The following is a 17,490-nucleotide window of genomic DNA, read 5'->3' on the forward strand; positions in this document are numbered from 1 at the left end:
AGGTGAGGCAGGTCAGTTCGCGCCGGTCAGCGAGTGTTCGATGTCGTCGAGGACCGTGCCGGCCGCCTCGCGTGCGCCGGGACGCTCACGGCACGACAGAGTCAGTTCGGTCTCGTCGCCGATCTGGCAGGTGCTCAGGAACATCTCGGCGTAGGGCACGAGCATCGGCAGCGTCGAGAAGGCGGTGGGCCGGAACCGGCCGGTGCGCAGGTCACCGGTGTCGATCCGGCCGTGGTCGGAGATGATCGCCGTGCAGGGGAACCGGCTGCCGTCCAGTTCCCGCGCCTCGCGCAGCGAGTTGGCGAAGGGGTTGCTGCGCAGGAAGTCCCCGTCGAGCGAAGCCACTTCGCGCTTGGCGAGGAGCGCGCGGACGATCTGGCCGTGCAGCCGTTTCCAGCTGTCGTCGCGGTGCAGGTCCAGCACCAGCCGGGCGGTGAGGTTGGCGGTGGAGCGGACGGTGCGGTCGTGGCGGCGCAGGTCCACCGGCACGATCAGCCGCCCCGCCTCGCCGGCCAGATGGCGGGAGAGGGCGGCGGCCACCCGGGCGGTGACCGCCGACGGGACCGCGCGCACCCGCCGCCGTATCCACAGCGGGGTGCCGTCGGACGGCCCGTCGCCCAGGATCGCGGGCAGCCCCTCCAGCCGGGCGGGCGGCTCGGCGGGCGCGACCTTCCCGGCGGCCGTGCGGAAGTAGGTGTCGTCGACGAGGGACGCGGCGCCCACCGGCTCCTCGCCGCGCAGCACCCGGAAGACGTCGGCGATCCACTGCCGCAGGCCACGGCCGTCGGTGACGATGTGACTGGCGCGCACGACCAGCCGGGTCGACGGCCCGTCGGTGAGGCCGACCTCGCAGACCGGGCCGGTGACGACATCGAGGTCGCGGTGGAAGAAGGGATCGTCGAAGCCGGTGCCCCCGGGGAGTTCCGTGACGGGCGGCGGCGGGCCGTCCGCGCGCCAGGCCGCCCCGCGGCGCCGGACCGCCAGGCCGGGGCTCGCGAGGGTGGCGGCCCGTATCGCGTCCCGCAGTTCGTCCGGGTCGATACGGCCCTCGCCCTCGACGACCATCTGGATCAGCTGCGGGGTGCCCGTGGCCGCGGCGTTCAGATAGCCGCGCTCGATCTGCGAGATACGGCGGGTGTACGGCCGTACGGCGGCCGCGGTCGCTGTCATGCGGGCTCCAGGGTCGGGGTGTTCATCCGGACGAGGGCGGGGGCGTCCGCCGCGAGGGCCAGGTGCATCCGCGGGCCGACGATCGACGAACGCACCTGGTACGAAGCGACGTTGGTGGGGCGCCAGCCCGGCCGCCACGCGGGCAGCCGGACCCCGGCGAAGGTCTCCTTGGTGAGGTGCGAGGCCTTGATGAGCGCCTCGCACTCCGCGAAATCCCTGATCACCGCCGGCTGCCGGCGGCCCAGCAGGGCGCCGAGCCACTGCATGGCGGCAGGGCGGTCGCGCTCGTCCTGGAGGTCCACCCCGATGTTCAGCGGGTCGGCCGCCAGGGCCACCGCGCTGTAGCTGTCGCAGTGGGCCACCGAGACGGTGAGGCCGTGGGCCGGGACGCGCCAGCGCTTGTGGGTGTCCCTGGTGAGGTCCCGGGCGGTGATGCCGAGGCCGTACACCTCGGCCACGGCCCCGATGATCAGGGCGCGGCCGGAGGTGCTGAGGCGGTGGCCCATGTGGTCGCGCGGGAGGTGGGGGTGGTGGGTGACGAGACAGTCGATCACCGCCGGCCGGTGCGGGTGCGGGCCGCCCGGGGCGCCCCGGCCCGGGTCGAGGAGGGACCGGTCCATCACCAGCCCCATCAACGTCCCCATCACGCACCCGTGTCGAAGACGGCCGCCGCGTAACTCCCGCCGTAGGCGAAGCTGGAGAGCAGGAGCCTGCCGACGGGGTCCGGGGCGGTGAGCGCCGCCACCAGGCCCAGGGCGCCCGCGCTGCCGTAGGTCTCCCCCACCAGCGCCTTCGGGGTCACCGTCGGGCGGTCCGACAGTCCCGCGAGCCGCAGGGCCCGGGACTGGGCGGTGTCGACCAGGCTGTAGCCGGAGGCCGCCGACACCACGGTGTCGATCTCGCCGGGCCCGACCCCGGCCTCGGCCATGGCGCCGCGCAGCGCCCGGGCCCAGGCCTCGCCGTCGCGGCCGAGGCGGCCGATGCCGGCCGGCTCGCCGGAGGCGCCGTAACCGCGCGCCGTCGCCAGGACGTCCGCGCCCCGGGCGGCGGCCGACCGCTCGCTCTCCAGCAGGATCGCCGCCGCGCCCTCGCTGAGCACCATGCCGCTGCGGCCGCCGGGGACCACCGGTCCGGTGCGCGCGTAGCCGGGGAGGCCGGCCTGCGTGGCCAGGGCCTGTTCGGGGAACTCGTCGGCGACCACGACCATGATCCGGTCGGCCATGCCGCGCGCGATGACCCGGGCGGCGAGCTGGAGGGCCAGGACGGAGCTGGTGCCGCCGTTGGCGATCGTCGCGGTGTAGCCGCGGTAGCGGTGGAGCATCGCCACATGGCCGGCGGCCGCGTTGACGACCGTGTTGGCGAACAGCGCCGGGTTGGCGCCGCTGATGCCCTGTTGCAGAACACCCTTGTGGAACTGGAGCACCGACGTGACCGGCCCGTAGCCGGTGGCGAAGACGATGCCCGTCCCCTCGGCCTCGGCCCGTGAGGGCTTGCCGTGCCGGCCGTAGAGGTCGGCGACCGCTGCGGCGGCCAGCAGGCTGAGCGGGTCCATACGGCGGGCCCGGCTCGGGTTGATGCCCCGGGCGGCCGACTTGACGTCCACCCGTCCGACCGGCACCTCTCCGACGCCTTCGACGTGTTCGGTGGCGGTGAAGCAGGCGCGTCCACCGCCGAGGGCGGCCACCAGGTCGGCGGTGCTGCCCGCACCACCGGCCAGCCCGGCGACCCCGGTGACGACGACCTCGTGGACCTGCTCGGTGCGGCGGGGGGCCGAGCTCGCGCGGCCCGGCCGGTTGAGGACGACGGAGGCGTTGTTGCCGCCGAACGCGAAGGAGTTGGAGATGACCACCTCGGGCCCCGCCCCGGCGCGGCCGGTGTCCGGGATGACGTCCAGGCCGAACGGCTGGGCGACTCCCCGGGTGTTGATGGTCGGCGGCAGCGTGCCCCGGTCGATGGCCAGGGTGCTGACGACCGCCTCCACGGCCCCGGCCGCCCCGAGGGTGTGGCCGAGGATCGACTTGGTGGAGCTGGCCGGCGGCACCGAGGCGCCGAACAGGAGCTTCACGGCCTTCGGTTCGGAGGCGTCGTTCGCCGGGGTGCCCGTGCCGTGCAGGTTGAGGTAGTCGACGTCCTGCGGGGTCAGGCCCGCCGTGTCCAGGGCCTGGGCCATGGCGGCGCAGGCGCCCTTGCCGCTCGGGTCGGGGGCGGTCTGGTGGTAGCCGTCGCAGGAGAGGCCGTAGCCGCCCAGCTCGGCGAGGACGCGGGCGCCCCGGGAGGCCGCGCGGTCCGCCGCCTCCAGGACCATGAACCCGGCCCCCTCCCCGAGGGTCAGGCCCGTGGACGCGGACATCGGCGAGCACGGCTCCGGGTCGAGCGCGCCCAGGGCGCTGAACCCGTACGCCGAGAGCGAGGCGAGCGGATCGACGCCGCCGCAGATGACGTGGTCGACGTCCCCCTTCCACAGCAGCTCGGCCGCGTAGCCGAGGGCCACGGCGCTGGCCGCGCAGGCGTTGGACAGGACCACCCGCGGGCCGCGCAGGTCGAACTCCGCGGCGATGTAGTCGCCGACGCAGGGCAGTTGGACGGCGGCCGCCCGCTCCGCGTCGAGCCTGCCCTCGTGGACGAGGTCGGCGTGGACGCTCTCCAGTGTCGGCATGGCGCCGAGGCTGGAGCCGACCACGACCGCGACCCGGTCCCGGTCGACGGTGTCCAGGTCGAGTCCGCTGCTCTCCAGGGCCTCCCGGATGGCGGTGGCGGCGAGGCCGTAGCAGCGGTCCACGTCGGCCGGCTGCTCGCCGGTGACCATGCCGGCCCACTCGGTCAGCAGCTCGGAGGTGTCCATGAGGGTGTTGGTGCGGATGCCGGAGGTGCCGGCCGCGATGGACGACCAGCCCTTCTCGACGTCGTCACCGGCACCGGTGATCAGTCCCAGGCCCGTCAGCGCGATTCTCGGTGTGGACATCAGGCGATCCGGGTGGTGAGGGAGCGGGCGATGACACGGGGCAGGGTCACGGTGCGCAGCGGGCGCTCGGCGGTCTGCTCGTCCTGGGCGGCCAGTTCGAGGCCGGAGACCCAGAACGGGGCGTCGAGCAGGGCGAAGACCAGTTCCTCCTCCGGGTTGGCGGAGGGCGCCTGCCACAGGACCGTGCCGATCTCCCGGCCGGCCGCCGTCACCTGCGTGCCGGCCGTGAACCGGCTGTCCGCGGGCGCGGCCAGGGCGGTCAGGCGGGCGGTCCCGGCGGTCGGCCTGACCAGGTCGTCCGAGCCGCGGAACTCACCGACGCGGTTCCAGTCGATCATCCAGGAAAGGTCGGCCTCGGCCACGGACAGCCCGGCGAACCCGGCGGCGTAGACGGCCATGCCGGCCTCGGCCTGGACCCGGGCGAGGCCCTCGGGGCCGACGGGCGCGCCGTCCTCCTGCGCGGCCGCGGCGAGCACGGCCCGGTGCGCGGTCTCGGGGGCGTTGCTGAGGAGCAGGTAGCCGTACTCGCCGGTGGTGCCGACGCGGGCCAGGTGGGCGAGGGCGGCCGGGTCCTCGGGCAGCGCGGCCTCGGTGACGGCGTGCAGGGTCAGGCCCGAGATGTCGAAGTCGACGAAGCGAGCCGCAACGGACCAGGCGGTCGGGCCCTCGAACGCGGTGGCGGCCCAGCCCTCGGGCTCGATGTCGATCTCGACGCCCTCGGGGACGTCCAGGCCGTCCAGGTAGCCGCGCAGCTCGTCGGCGCTCACCTGCGTGCGGGGCAGCAGCCAGGCGTCCTCGCCGATCTCGAAGTGCAGGAGGATCGCGAACGGCGTGCCGTCGGCGTTCAGGGCCAGCACCTCGCGGACCGAGTCCGGCTCGACGAAGTCCCCCGACTTGGCCAGGAACTGGTCGAGCAGCGACAGCCGCTCGTCGCCGGAGACGCGGACCAGCGGGGCGTCGATCCGGTAGGCGCCGATGGTGGTGCGCACGGTGGCGTAGTCGTCCGACGCGGTACGGAGGGCGGAGACGGTGGTCGTGGTCATGGTGTGCGGTTTCCTCTCGAATGACATGAGTCAGAGCTGGATGACGGTGGTTCGGGACTGGATGGGCCTGCCGGCCGGGGTGCCTGCCGGTCGGGGGTGCTCCGGGACCGGGTGGGCCCGCCGGTCGGCGGTGGTTCAGGGCCGGGTGGGTCCGCTGTGCACGGCCAGCTGCCAGGCGCTCGGCCGGCGGCCCGGGGACACGCAGCCGATCAACAGGCCGGAAGGGGTCGTGCGCAGGACGAGTTCCGCGTGCGCGCAGGCGTCGTCCGCGGGCCGGCAGTCGAGCCAGCTGCCGTCGGCGAGCCGTACGGTGGCCGCGGTCGCCCAGATCTGGCGGAAGCCGGCGGAGTCCAGCTCCCACCGGGTGCCGGCCGAGTCGAGCACCACGGTGGTCGCGCGCGGTGTGTTCGGGGTGAGCCAGAGGACGATCTCCTCCTCGCTCTCCGGGGCCTGGAGTTCGGCCCGCACCGGCTCGGCGGGGTCCTCGGGGGCGGTCAGCTCCCAGCCGATCCGCTCGCGCGGGGCGAACAGGCCGAGCGGGTGCTTCTCCTCCCAGCGGGCCGGCCGTACGCCCCAGCCGAGGCCGCTCGCACGGCCGAACCGGCTGTTCTCCGCCGTGACCCACATACCCGCCGTCCAGCGCGGGTTGTAGCCGAACACCCGCGTGCGCGGGTAGGGGCTGCGCAGGACCTTGGTGGCGCCCTCCTTCCACGAGGTGACGCCGGCGGCGGAGGCGTGCAGCTCCAGCCGGCGGGCCGCGCCAGGCTTCCCGGCCGTACGGCGCCGGGCGTCCTGGTCGCCGTGCGGACCGTCCAGGGGCGCCGGCCGTACGGCGTCGGCCCCCGCGTCGGCGGTCCGCGCGTCGGCCTCGGCGTCAGTGATCAGCGCGTCGGCCCCCGCAGCCGCCGGGTGGAAGACGGTCCGCAGGCGGGCCACCCCGTCCGGGCCGGGCGTCAGGCCGCGCTCCAGCAGCGTGCTGTGGATCAGCCGGACCGGCTCGCGGACCGGCAGTCCGATGCCGCAGGACGTCCCCTGCCAGGCGAGGTCCGTGCCGACCGGGACGACCTGGGAGGCGGCGACCGCCTCCGAGGCGTCACGGACGCCGAGGCCGAGACCGATCGGATGGCGCTCGCCGTCCGGGGGGACGAAGGTGCCCTGCCGCAGGCCGACCGTCTGGAAGATCCGGCCGGGGCGGCTGGTGAAGACGAAGTCCTGCCGCAGGGTCCCCTCGGTGAGGGAGACCGTGCCGACGACCTCGTCCTCGCCGCACCGCTCGGTGATCCGGACCCCGTCCCCGACGGGGACGATGTCGAGGTCGCGCGGCTCTCCCTCGCGCCAGCCCGCCGGGCGGTCGGCCCGGCAGCTGGGCCAGGTGGAGACGAACACCGGCCCGTGGTGCCCTTCGGCCAGCACCGACAGGGTGCCGTCGTCGCCGTCCACCTCGCAGACCAGCCCGTCCGAGCCGAACCGGTGCGGCTGCGGCCGCCGCGGTGCGCGCACCCGGTACGGCGGCTCGGTGAGCCGCAGCGCACGGCCGGCGCCGTCGGGCCCGGTGACCTGCGCCTCGCGTACGACGCCACGGTCGACGTCGACGCTCGCGTCGATCCTGAAGTCGCCCAGCGCCAGGTGGTAGTCGACGGTGCGGACGCCGTCCACCGGGCGGACGTCGGAGCGCAGTTCGTCGTCCCGTGCCTCGGTGACCGTGCCGAAACTGTTCAGGCCCCCGAGGGCCGACCTGACCTCCGGCCCCAGGTCGGCGAAGACGCTGCGCAGGACCAGCGGGATGTAGTTGTGCAGTTCGACGTTGCCGTCCTCGCCGGGCACGGTCTGGCCCACGGAGACGCATCCGACGCGCCGGTAGAGCTTGAACGCCACGCTGTTGGCCGGGTTGACGGTGAGCCGCAGCACGAGGCAGCCGGACTGCACCATCCACTCGACGGCCTCCGTGAACAGCCGGCCGGTGATGACACCGTTGCGGTAGGCCGGGGCGACGAAGAACATGTCGGCGATGAGCTCACCGGCGCGGGCGGAGCGGCGGCCGGTGTTGTGGAACAGGCCGAAGGTGCCCACCACACGCCCGCCGTCCACGGCCACGAGGAACGTTCCCGTGTCCCGTTCGGCCAGCTCGCGCTCCAGCTCGTCACCGGTGATGCCGCCCGCTACCGGGTTGGGGTTGTCGCGGTGGCGGTTGTAGAGCGCCGCGATGTCATGCGCGTCGCCCTCCTGGTACGGGCGGATCGTGATGGACATGCCTCACCTCCTTTTCTTCGGGTGGGAGAACTGCGGGTGGCAGTCGTACGAGGGGGTCAGGCCTTGCGGCCGGTGGTGACGATCAGGGAGCCGGCGGCGGCCAGTTCCGAGCCGACGCTCGCCCGCACCGACACCTGCCGCAGACCGCCCAGCCGCTGGCCGAGCTTGGCGTCCAGGGTCAGCTGGTCGCCGGGGACGACCAGCCGCGAGAACTTCATCGAGCTGATGGAACCGAGGTAGCCGACGCTCTCGGAGGGGTCGCCGCCGCCGGGCGCCCCGGCCGCCGCCTCGGCTGCGGCCGTTTCGATGATCTCGGCGACGTACACGACGGCCACCAGCTGGGCCATCGCCTCGACGATCATCACGCCCGGCATGATCGAGTGGTCGGGGTAGTGCCCGGCGAAGAAGGGCTCGTTCACCGAGACGCTCTTCACCCCGCGCCCGGAGACTCCGGGGACGACGTCGTAGGCGCGGTCGATCATCAGCATCGGCCAGCGGTGCGGCAGCATCCGCTTGATGTCGTCGGAGGAGTAGCTGTGCTTCTGCCTGGGCCTCGTGGGGGCCTCTGAGGTGACGGTCATGCTCAGACCTCGCGGGCTTCGATGAAGTCGACCAGGGCGTTGATGGAGCCGAAGGCCTCGAAGTCGTCGTCGCTGATCAGCACGTCGTACTCGTTGTTGACCATGACGACGATCTCCAGGGTGTCCAGCGAGTCCATCTCCAGGCCGCGGCCGAACAGCGGCTGGTTGTCGGAGACGACGGCCGGCTCGACGTCCAGGCCCAGGCGGTCGATGATCATCGACTTGACCTTCATGTTCTTCTCCAGGCGGGTCTCGGCCTGGGCACGGATGTCTTCGAAGGTGGCGACAGACACGGTGACTTTCCTTCCATAGGGGAGCAAATACTCTGAAGAAATGGCTGATTGACGACTAGTTGGGGATCATTCCGCCGTCGACGGTGAGCACCTTGCCGGTGATGTAGGAGGCGGCGGGCGCGGCCAGGAAGGCCGCCGCCTGGGCCACTTCGGCCGCGGTGCCCATCCGGCCCATCGGGATGACCTGGAGGGCCTCCTTCATATGGGCGGGCGGCACCTTCTTGACCATGTCGGTGTCGATGAACCCGGGTGCGACGACGTTGACCCGGATGCCGCGCGGGGCGACCTCGTACGACAGCGTCTTGGCCATGGCGATCACCCCGCCCTTGCTGGCCGCGTAGTTGGCCTGCCCGGCCCGGCCGGCGATGCCGCTCGTGGAGGCGATGAAGACGATCGCGCCGCCGCTCGCGTACATCTGCTTGGTCGCCTCACGGGCGGTGTAGAAGGTGCCGGTGAGGTTGGTCGAGATGACCTCCTGCCACTTGGCCGAGCTCATGGCGGCCAGGTGGCCGTCGGCGGTGACACCGGAGTTGAGGACGGCGACGTCCAGCCGCCCCCAGGCCGCCTTCAGCTGCTTGTACATCGCGGCGACCTGGGCCTCGTCGGAGACGTCCGCCCGGATCGGCAGGGCCTCCCGCCCGAGGGCGCGGATCTGCTCGGCGACCTCCTCGGCCTTCGCCGCGTTGGAGCGGTAGTTGAGGGCCACGTCACAGCCGTGTTCGGCCAGGGTGAGGGCGATCGCCGCGCCGATCCCGCGCGAGGCACCGGTGACGAGGGCCTTGGTGCCCTCGGCGAAGAGGGCGCTCATGCGGCCCTCCCCGCAAGCGCGGCGGTGACCCGGTGGCTGCCGGGGTCGAAGCCCTCGGCCTCGGTGCCGAGGCCGGCCGCGGTGGCGGCCTTCAGGACGGCCCGGGCGACCGCGAGGTCGAGGATGCCGAGCCCGAAGGGCGAGAAGACGATCGTGCCGTCCGTGGCCGGCGGCTCCGAGCAGCCCAGCACGCCGGCGATCTCGGCGTGCACGAACTCCCGGTGCCCCACCTGCTGTTCGGCCCTGTGCAGCGAGGTCCCCTCGCGGACGGCGTGCTCGATGTCGTCGACGACGTTGTACGCGCCGAGCACCGAGTCGGTGCTCAGGTCCCGCAGCGACAGGTGCAGGATCACCTGGCCCGACGGGCGGTCGGGATACGTGGCGAGGTCGAGCCAGTACGTCGAGTCGGTGGTCGCGATGCTCACCGTGCGGGCGGCCAGCGCCGCGGCGACGTCACCGGTGCGGAAGGTGATCCCCGGGTACTCGCTCTCCAGTTCGGCGGCGAGGACCTCGGCGCGGCCCGGGACCACGTCCTGGAGGGTCACGGTCTCCAGTTCGGGGTGGGTCAGCGCGAGGAAGGCGAGGACCCGCTGGTTGATCGTGCCGCACCCGACGAGTCCGGCCGTGCGCACCGGACGGGAGCCGTGCAGCGCCCCGCTGGCGAGGGCGGCGCTCGCCGCGGTCCGGGACGAGGAGATCTGGCTGCCTTCCAGCAGGGCCTGCGGGTAGCCGGTGTCGAGGTCGTTGAGCACCTGGACGGAGGAGGCCCGCTGGAGGCCCTGCTCGACGTTGGCGGGGAAGGACGAGATCCACTTCAGGCCCATGACGGGCTCCGGGCCGCCCAGGTAGGCGGGCAGGGAGATGATGCGCGAGCCGGCGGGCCGCGGCGGGCGCAGGAAGCTGGAGAACGGCACCTGCGAGTGGCCCTGGCCGTGCAGCACATAGGCGGTGCGGACCGCGTCGAGGACGGCGGGTCCGAGGCCCGTCAGGGCCTGGTGGACGTCGTCGCGACCGAGAATCCTCATGACTCACTCCTTTCGGGATCGGTGGGGTGGAGACCTGCGTGCTCGGGACCGGTGGGGCCCGGGTGGGTGCGGCCGGGGTCGGTGCGGCCGGGGAGCGGGAAGTCCTTGAAGCGGTCCTCGACCCAGGAGTCGGAGTAGACGGTGTCGAGGTAGCGGTCGCCGCCGTCGGGAAGCACGGCGACGCAGGTCGCGCCGGGTTCGATCCAGGACGCGGCGGCCTGGAGCGCGGCCACGACGGCGCCGGAGGAGCCGCCTGCGAGGACGGACTCCTGGGCGAGCAGCTGCCGGCAGCCGCGCACGCAGTCGAAGTCGGTGACCTTGACGACCCGGTCCGCGAGGCCCGGCCGCAGCAGCGCCGGCACGACCGCGGCCCCGTGTCCGGGGATCGTGCGCCGGTGGCCGTACTCCCACGGCTCCGGCGGCCCGAAGATCACGCTGCCGACCGCGTCCACCGCCACCACGCTCGTGGTCAGGCCGTGGTCGCGGATGTACTCGGCGCAGCCGCGCAGTGTCCCGGTGGTGCCGGCCGCGAGGAAGAGGTGGTCGGGGCCGCCCGGGAGGGCCTCGTGGATCTCCCGCATCGTGTGGTGGTGGGCCCGGGAGTTGTACTCGTTGGCGTACTGGTTGGGCCAGTAGGCGTCCGGGACGCTCGCGAGGAGCGAACGCACCCGCTCGATGCGGGCCGGCAGGTACTCGCCGGTGACCGGGTCTCGGTCGACGACCTCGACCTTCGCGCCGTACGCCCGCATGATGGCGGCGTTCTGCGTGGTGGTGCGCGGGTCGACCACGCAGATCAGGTTCAGCCGGTAGAAGTTGCACAGCTGGGCGAGGGCGATGCCCAGGTTGCCGGAGGAGGACTCGACGACCGTGGAGACCCCGGGGACGAGCTTCCCCGTCCTGATGGCGTGCTCGATCATCGACTTGGCGGCGCGGTCCTTGATGGAGCCGCCCGGGTTGAAGCGCTCGCACTTGGCGTACACCTGGAACCGCGCGGGCGGGAACAGGCGGTCGAGTGCGACCAGGGGGGTGCCGCCGATCGTCGCGACGATGTCGGGGTCCCGGGATCGGGTGGCACGGACCGCGAGGGCCGCGCTGTCGGAGGCGAGGACGGTCATTCCGGCACCTTTCTGCTGATCTGGAGCCGCAGTTCGCTGACGAAGCGCTCACCGTCGGCGTCCGGCAGCCAGGAGTCCTCCGGAGCCGGCAGCGGCTCGCTGAGGGTGATGACGGCCTCGGGGTCGAGCCGGCGCGCGGCGCGGACGAGGTTGGCGAAGGACAGCACCAGCGTCGGGCTGGTGAAGTCGACGAGGGACGGCTTGGTCTCGTCGGGGAACTTGACGAAGAGCAGGTCGGGCAGGGTGTGCTCGGCCGCCCACCGGCGGACGGCGAGATAGTCGCGCTCCCGGTCGGCCTTGTCCGGCAGGCCCGTTCCGGCCACCGGCAGCCGCCAGGTCTCCCGGAAGACGACCAGGCCGTCGAGGGTCACGCGCGGGGCGTGGGCCCGGTCGAGGCCGATCTTGAAGGCGTCCGCGGCGATGATCGAGACCGGCACCGCGAGCAGTTCGGCGATGCTCCAGACGCCGCCGTCGGGGGTGGTGGCGGTGACCGTGCCGTCCTTCTCCGCCAGGCCGACGGACGCCGCCGGGTCGACGCGGGCGCGGTCGTCGTACGGGGCCCGGGTGAAGCCGATCAGCCGGTCGCCCGCGCCGATCGGGGCGGGCACCATGCGGCCGCTGTTGCGCTTCCACTCGACCGGCAGCAGCGGCACCAGCCGCCGGGCGCCGATCGCCGTGTTCACCTTGTCCCGCAGCGAGCCGGAGTCGGTGGTCCAGTCGAGGAACGGCAGGTCCAGCGTGGCCAGACAGGCGTGCAGTTCGCCGAGGACGGTGGTGTGGTCGCCGGCGTTGAAGGCGTCGACGGACCTGGCCGCCACCTGGAGGTCGGGGCTGTGCACGGCGAGGTGCGCGGAGCGCACCGGGCCCGTCGCGAAGACCTCGCGGGCCCGCTCCTCGAGGTCGGACACCGACAGCCGTACCGGGTCGCGCTGTTCCTCGTCGAGGTTCAGCACCTGCCGCCACTTCTCGGCGAGTTCGCGCGTCGCGGTCCGCACCGGGGCCGCGTCGTCGCCCCAGAAGAGACCGAGCACCTGGGTCCAGACGTCGGCCAGGGTGACGTCCCCGCGGCGGCGGGCCGCGGCCTTGCGCACGAATCCGGCGACCTCCGCCTCCGCCAGTTCGGCCAGCCGGTTGCCGAACCAGTCCGCCGCGTCCGCGACCAGGGCCAGCGGACGGGCCAGCCCGTCCAGGAAGTCCCGCCCCAGGTCCATCCGGCAGTCGCGGAGGGAGTCCTGGTAGACGAGGGTGCGGCCGGCGTACGCCTTGCCCTCCTCGCGGGAGGCCGCCTGTCCCGTCGTACGGACGAAGAAGTCGTCGAGCCGGTCGAGCGCGGCGACGAGCTCCTCGGCGGTGACCGCCGCGTCGATGCCGTCGCGCAGCCGGTCGAGTGCGGTGAGGACCGCGTCGAAGCGGACGAACAGTTCCGGGTCTGCGATGCCGGCCACCCGCCGCCGCAGCACCTCCTCGGCACGGACGTCGACGGGGATGTTGGCATCCCAGGTCAGCACCCGCTGCCGCAGCAGCCGGGTGAGGATCTTCTCCACCCGTTCCCGTGCCGTGGCCGGGTCCCAGCCGGTCGCCTCCGCGATGGCCTCGCCGCTGCGGTCGCCGTCGGCGAGCCGCAGCACCTGGACGTCGTCCTCGCGCAGCCGCACCGTACGGCCGCCCTGCATGACGAGCCGGTCACCGGAGAGGTGCACATCGGGCCGCAGCACCGGCGGGAACCACCAGCGGGCGCCCGGCTGCCCCGCCATCCAGTCGGCCAGCGCGGCCACGGTCCAGCGTTCGAGGAACGTGCGGCTGCGGGAGGTGAGCGACGGGCCGACCTCGAGGTCGACGGCGCGCTGCCCCTGTCCGACGGAGATCCACGCCCCCGGTCCGAAGAAGCCGATGGTGTCGGCCTTGGCGCAGTACCGCAGCCAGTACATGGCCAGGGTGCGTTCACGCTGCCGGCGCTTGGACTCCTTGCCCTTGCGGGCGGCCAGCGAGTCGAGGATCTGGTAGACGGTGCGGTTCTGCCAGGCGATGGCGGTGCGCACCCGGTCGTCGGTGGCCAGGCGGGCGAGCCGCCCCGCCTCGGCTTCGGTGTCGGCGCGGTAGGCGGCGCCGAAGGTCTCCAGAGCGTCCGCCGGGCCGCCGGCTTCCACCAGCGCCGCGGCCCGGGCCGCGCGCGGGCCGCCGAGCAGGTCGAGGCCGGAGACCGGGAAGCCCGCGCTGCGCAGCAGTCCGACGCCCCATACCTGCCACTCGCTGTCGCCGAGCCGGTACGACGGTCCGAAGGCCGTCCAGTCGAGCGTGCGGGTCGCCTCGAGCGTGCCGGTCATGCCGCCGCCCCTTCCGCCGCGCCCCGGCCGAGGGCGGCCGCCAGCCGGGAGATGCCCTCGGCGATCCGCTTCCTGGGCACGTGGCTGAAGCACAGCCGGAGCGCGTCGGCGTTCTCGCCGCCGATGCCGAAGTGGGCGCCGGGCACGAAGGAGACCCCGTGCTCGGCCGCCGCGGCGGCGAAGGTGTTCGTGTCGACGCCGTCGCGGTTCCGCAGCCAGATGTAGAAGCCGCCGTCGGGGCGCTCCCAGGTCCAGGGACCTCCGGCGCCGAGTTCGGCGTCCAGCGCGTCGGCCATCAGTGCCGACCGCTCCCGGTAGCTCGCCCGGTAGGCGTCGATCAGGTCCGTCCAGCCGGATCGTGTGTGGAAGGCGGCGAGGGCCGCCTGGGCGAGTGCCGACGGGGACAGCGCCATGATCTCGGTCGTACGGCGCAGGGTGCCCGCCAGTTCGGCCGGCGCCGCGATCCAGCCGCAGCGCAGCCCCGGCGCGAACACCTTGGAGAAGGTGCCCAGGTAGATCACGCGGTCGGGGTCGAGGCCCTGGAGGGTGTCGGTGGTCCGCCCGTCGAAGCCGAGCAGTCCGTAGGGGTTGTCCTCGACGACCAGGAGGTCCAGCTCCCGTGCGACGGTGAGCAGTTCCTCGCGGCGGGTGACGGAGAGGGTCGCGCCGGTCGGGTTCTGGAAGGTCGGGTTGCAGTACAGGAGGCTGGCGGTGCGGCCTTCGGCGCGCAGCCTCAGCACCGTCTCGCGCAGTCCTTCGGGGTCGAGCCCTCCGGCGTCCTCGGGCACGGTGTGCAGATGCAGTCCGGCGGTGCGGAAGGCGGCCGCGGCGCCCGGGTAGGCGGGGGTCTGGCACAGGACCGTGTGGCCGGGGGCGGCGAGGCCCAGGGCCACCGCCATCAGCCCCATCTGGGAGCCGCCGGTCGGGACCAGGTTCTCGGCCGCGGCGTGCGCGCCCTCACGGGCCATCAGGTCGGTGATCGCCGGCACCAGGGCCGCGGCGACATGCGGGGTGGTGTACTGGAGCGCGAGCTTCCCGCCGAGCCTGACCAGCCGGGAGAGCTGGGCGGAGATGACGTCCAGCGGCAGGACGTCCAGGTCGGGCAGGCCCCCGGCGAAGGAGATCACGTCCCCGCCCCGCTCGAACAGCCGCGGCATCTCCACCTCGGGTCGTGTGTCGGTCCACATGGCGGTCAGCTCCCGGCTCTGGCCGGCAGGGCGGCGGCCAACTGGTCCTGCACGGAACGCAGCAGCCCGGCGGAGGAGGTGAGTGCCGGGTCGGCGAGGACCTCCGGGTCGATCTCGATGCCGTACTGCTCCTCGACGGCCATCACCAGGGCGATGGTCTGAAGCGAGTCGACGCCGAGGTCCACGAGCGGGGTCTGCGGGTCGGTGACCGTCACGGCGCAGATCTCCTCGACGAGCTGGTCAAACTGCGACTGGTTCATGGCTGGTCCTCGTCTGTGCGGGCTGTCGGGTCGGCTGGGCGCAGGGGTGGCTGTCGTGGGCGCGGACCAGCAGTTCGGCGGCCTTGCGGTCCGGTTTGCCGTTCGCGGTCAGCGGTACGGCGTCGATGGGCACGATCCGGTCGGGCAGGCGGGCCCGGTCGAGGCGCTGCCGCAGCCGGTCGCGTACCTCGTCGGGTGTCAGGGAGGTCTGCACGGCCAGTCGCAGGGGGGCGTCCTCGGTCTCGGGCCGGAGCGCCACCGCCGCGAGCACGCCGGGGATCCGCTCGGCGGCGTCCTCGATCTCGGTGAGCCCGAGGCGGATCCCGCGCCGCTTGATCATGTCGTCGTCACGGCCGACGAAGTAGAGCCGGCCGTCCTCGTCGAGGTAGCCCTGGTCGCCGGTGTGGAGTTCCAGCGAGCCGTCGGCGCGGGGGACGTAGCGGTTCTGCGCCTCCAGCGGGACGCCCCAGTAGCCGGCCATCACGGTGGCGCCGTGGACGACGATCTCACCGACCTGGCGGGGCCCGAGCTCCTGTTTGCCGCCGTCGACGATCCGGACCCGGTCGCCGGGGATCGGCCGCCCGACCGAGTCGGGGTGGGCGGCGTACTCGGCGGGGTCGAGGATCGAGATGCGCTTGCACTCGGTCATGCCGTACATCGAGGCGAACGCCGATCCCGGGAAGACCTCGAGGAGTTCGGCCATGACGGCCCGGCCAGGGCGGGCGCCCGTGTTGGTGAACAGGCGCACCCCGGTGGGCCGTCGCAGCTTGCGCTGGAGCAGGGCCAGGATCTGGGCCAGCGAGGGCACGAGGGGAACGACGGTCACCCCGTGCCGCTCGATCGTCCGCAACAGGCCCCGGTCGCCGCCGCGTTCGGCGAGAACGAGGGTGCCGCCGGTGCGGGCGCACAGCAGGGCCTGGTAGAGGCCGTAGTCGAAGGAGAGCGGAAGCCGGCACAGCACCACGTCGTCGGCGGTGTAGCCGAGACACGCGCCCACGGCCTCGACGGCCGCGGTCATCTGCCGGTGCGGGCAGACGACGCCCTTCGGGCGGCCGGTGGTGCCCGAGGTGTAGATCAGCATCGCGACACCGTCGTCCGGGACCCGGGCGGTGAAGCCGTCGGCCGGGGTGTCCTGGATCTCCTGCCGGGCCCGGCCCACCGGGACGGTCCGCCCGACCCGCTCGCCGGCGCCGGGCGGGCAGATCGCCAGGGCGGCCGAGCAGTCCTCGACGATGCCGGCGACCTGGGGGCCGGTCAGTTCGGGGTGGACGGGGACGAAGACGGCGCCGATGCGCAGGGTGGCGTAGAACAGGGCGAGGAAGGTGCGGTCGTTGCCGCCCGTGTGGACGACCCGCTGGCCCGGGGTGATGCCCTGGGCCCGCAGCCAGCCGGCCGCACGGTCGATCTCCCCGCCCAGTTCGGCGTAGGTGAGGCTGCCGTCGCCGTCGACGACCGCGAGGTGGTCGGGGCGCTCGGCGCGGGCGCGCTCGAAGAGGTCAGACACCGGCATGGGCGGGTTCCTCCTCACGGGCGCTCTCGCGGGCGCTCTCGTCGATGCGCACGAGGGCCTTGCCGATGTCGCGGGCCGTGTTGACCTGGAGGACGTCGAGTTCGGGATGCCGTCGTTTGAGGATGTTGGCGAGGGTGCGGGCGGGCGGCAGGGACACCGTCGGTCCGGGTCGCAGCCGGGCCAGGGTGTGCAGGCACAGGTCCCAGCGCACCGGGCGGACCACCTGGTCGACGAGCCGCCGGCGGACCTCCTCGGGATCGGTGACGACCTCGCCGTCGGCATTGGAGAGCAGCGGCCCGCGGGGGGCGGCGAATGCGGTCGCGGCGGCCGCCTTCGCGAAGACCTGCCGTGCCGACTCCATGTACGGGGTGTGGAACGCGCCCGCGACCGGCAGGGGTTTGACGGTCGACTCCGGCGGGGGTGCCGCCGCGAGCTGCCGGAGTCCTTCGGCGGACCCGGCGGCCACGATCTGACCGGGCCCGTTGAACGTGGCCGCGTACAGGCCGAGTTCGGCGATCCGCGCCTGCACGCGGCTCTCGTCGCCGCCGACCACGGCCGCCATCGAGGTGGGCTCCTCGGCACAGGCCGCGGCCATCGCCCGGCCACGGACCGCGGCCAGCCGTACCGCGTCGACGGGCGTCAGGACCCCGGCGTAGGCGGCGGCGGTGAGCTCGCCGACCGAGTGGCCGGCCGTCACCGCGGTGCCCGCCGTCGCCAGCGCCTCGTGGGCCAGCAGGCCCAGGGCGACCAGCAGCGGCTGGGTGTTCTCGGTGCGGGCGATCTCCGCGGCCGAGGCCCGGGTGCCCAAGTGGACGAGGTCGCAGTCCGCGGCCTGCGACCAGGCCCGTACGCGCTCGGCGTGGACGGGGTCGCGCAGCCAGCCGGCGAGCATGCCAGGGGTCTGGGAGCCCTGACCCGGCGCCATGATTGCGAACATGTGTTCTATCCCCCTTTCGTGTTGA

General features: G+C 73.5%; 15 protein-coding genes. All 15 read right to left on the reverse strand.

The genetic code is table 11. The features are described 5' to 3' along the window. Window positions 1–12: 12 nt before the first annotated feature. Window positions 13–1,170 (reverse strand): hypothetical protein, encoded by a 1,158-nt coding sequence (locus OHS71_RS15195; protein ID WP_328479913.1) that lies wholly within the window; start codon window positions 1,168–1,170, stop codon window positions 13–15. Continuing rightward, complete coding sequence (locus OHS71_RS15200; RefSeq protein ID WP_328479914.1) at window positions 1,167–1,814, reverse strand: hypothetical protein; 648 nt, start codon at window positions 1,812–1,814, stop codon at window positions 1,167–1,169. The genes OHS71_RS15195 and OHS71_RS15200 overlap by 4 nt, the downstream gene beginning before the upstream one ends. Then, a complete protein-coding gene (locus OHS71_RS15205) occupies window positions 1,814–4,132 on the reverse strand; it encodes a beta-ketoacyl-[acyl-carrier-protein] synthase family protein (RefSeq protein ID WP_328479915.1) in 2,319 nt (772 codons plus the stop codon). The genes OHS71_RS15200 and OHS71_RS15205 overlap by 1 nt, the downstream gene beginning before the upstream one ends. Further along, the gene (locus OHS71_RS15210; RefSeq protein WP_328479916.1) at window positions 4,132–5,175 is read right to left on the reverse strand and encodes an aminomethyl transferase family protein; all 1,044 of its coding nucleotides are present in this window, start codon (window positions 5,173–5,175) and stop codon (window positions 4,132–4,134) included. Before OHS71_RS15210 ends, OHS71_RS15205 begins: the two co-directional genes overlap by 1 nt. A gap of 135 nt (window positions 5,176–5,310) precedes the next feature. After that, window positions 5,311–7,425, reverse strand: coding sequence for a GNAT family N-acetyltransferase (locus tag OHS71_RS15215; RefSeq protein WP_328479917.1), 2,115 nt, complete (start codon window positions 7,423–7,425; stop codon window positions 5,311–5,313). Window positions 7,426–7,481: 56 nt separating this feature from the next. After that, entirely contained in the window at window positions 7,482–8,006 is a 525-nt protein-coding gene (gene fabZ / locus OHS71_RS15220; RefSeq protein WP_328479918.1) for a 3-hydroxyacyl-ACP dehydratase FabZ, read from the reverse strand. 2 nt (window positions 8,007–8,008) lie between these two features. Next, entirely contained in the window at window positions 8,009–8,299 is a 291-nt protein-coding gene (locus OHS71_RS15225; RefSeq protein ID WP_328479919.1) for an acyl carrier protein, read from the reverse strand. Window positions 8,300–8,354: 55 nt separating this feature from the next. Next, window positions 8,355–9,107: a 3-oxoacyl-ACP reductase FabG gene (gene fabG, locus OHS71_RS15230; protein WP_328479920.1), complete on the reverse strand. Its 753-nt coding sequence runs from the start codon at window positions 9,105–9,107 to the stop codon at window positions 8,355–8,357. Continuing rightward, window positions 9,104–10,132, reverse strand: coding sequence for a 2,3-diaminopropionate biosynthesis protein SbnB (gene sbnB, locus OHS71_RS15235; protein ID WP_328479921.1), 1,029 nt, complete (start codon window positions 10,130–10,132; stop codon window positions 9,104–9,106). Before sbnB ends, fabG begins: the two co-directional genes overlap by 4 nt. After that, on the reverse strand, window positions 10,129–11,247 hold the full coding sequence (gene sbnA, locus OHS71_RS15240; RefSeq protein ID WP_328479922.1) for a 2,3-diaminopropionate biosynthesis protein SbnA: 1,119 nt from the start codon (window positions 11,245–11,247) through the stop codon (window positions 10,129–10,131). The genes sbnB and sbnA overlap by 4 nt, the downstream gene beginning before the upstream one ends. After that, complete coding sequence (locus tag OHS71_RS15245; protein WP_328479923.1) at window positions 11,244–13,571, reverse strand: lantibiotic dehydratase; 2,328 nt, start codon at window positions 13,569–13,571, stop codon at window positions 11,244–11,246. Before OHS71_RS15245 ends, sbnA begins: the two co-directional genes overlap by 4 nt. After that, window positions 13,568–14,758: an aminotransferase-like domain-containing protein gene (locus OHS71_RS15250; protein ID WP_328479924.1), complete on the reverse strand. Its 1,191-nt coding sequence runs from the start codon at window positions 14,756–14,758 to the stop codon at window positions 13,568–13,570. Before OHS71_RS15250 ends, OHS71_RS15245 begins: the two co-directional genes overlap by 4 nt. Before the next feature lie 5 nt (window positions 14,759–14,763). Continuing rightward, the gene (locus OHS71_RS15255; protein ID WP_328479925.1) at window positions 14,764–15,018 is read right to left on the reverse strand and encodes an acyl carrier protein; all 255 of its coding nucleotides are present in this window, start codon (window positions 15,016–15,018) and stop codon (window positions 14,764–14,766) included. Beyond that, window positions 14,999–16,528, reverse strand: coding sequence for a class I adenylate-forming enzyme family protein (locus OHS71_RS15260; RefSeq protein ID WP_328479926.1), 1,530 nt, complete (start codon window positions 16,526–16,528; stop codon window positions 14,999–15,001). The genes OHS71_RS15255 and OHS71_RS15260 overlap by 20 nt, the downstream gene beginning before the upstream one ends. Then, window positions 16,515–17,465, reverse strand: a complete 951-nt coding sequence (locus tag OHS71_RS15265; protein ID WP_328479927.1) for an ACP S-malonyltransferase — start codon at window positions 17,463–17,465, stop codon at window positions 16,515–16,517. Before OHS71_RS15265 ends, OHS71_RS15260 begins: the two co-directional genes overlap by 14 nt. Window positions 17,466–17,490 lie beyond the last annotated feature (25 nt).

It is taken from the genome of Streptomyces sp. NBC_00377, assembly GCF_036075115.1.
Classification (GTDB): Bacteria; Actinomycetota; Actinomycetes; order Streptomycetales; family Streptomycetaceae; genus Streptomyces.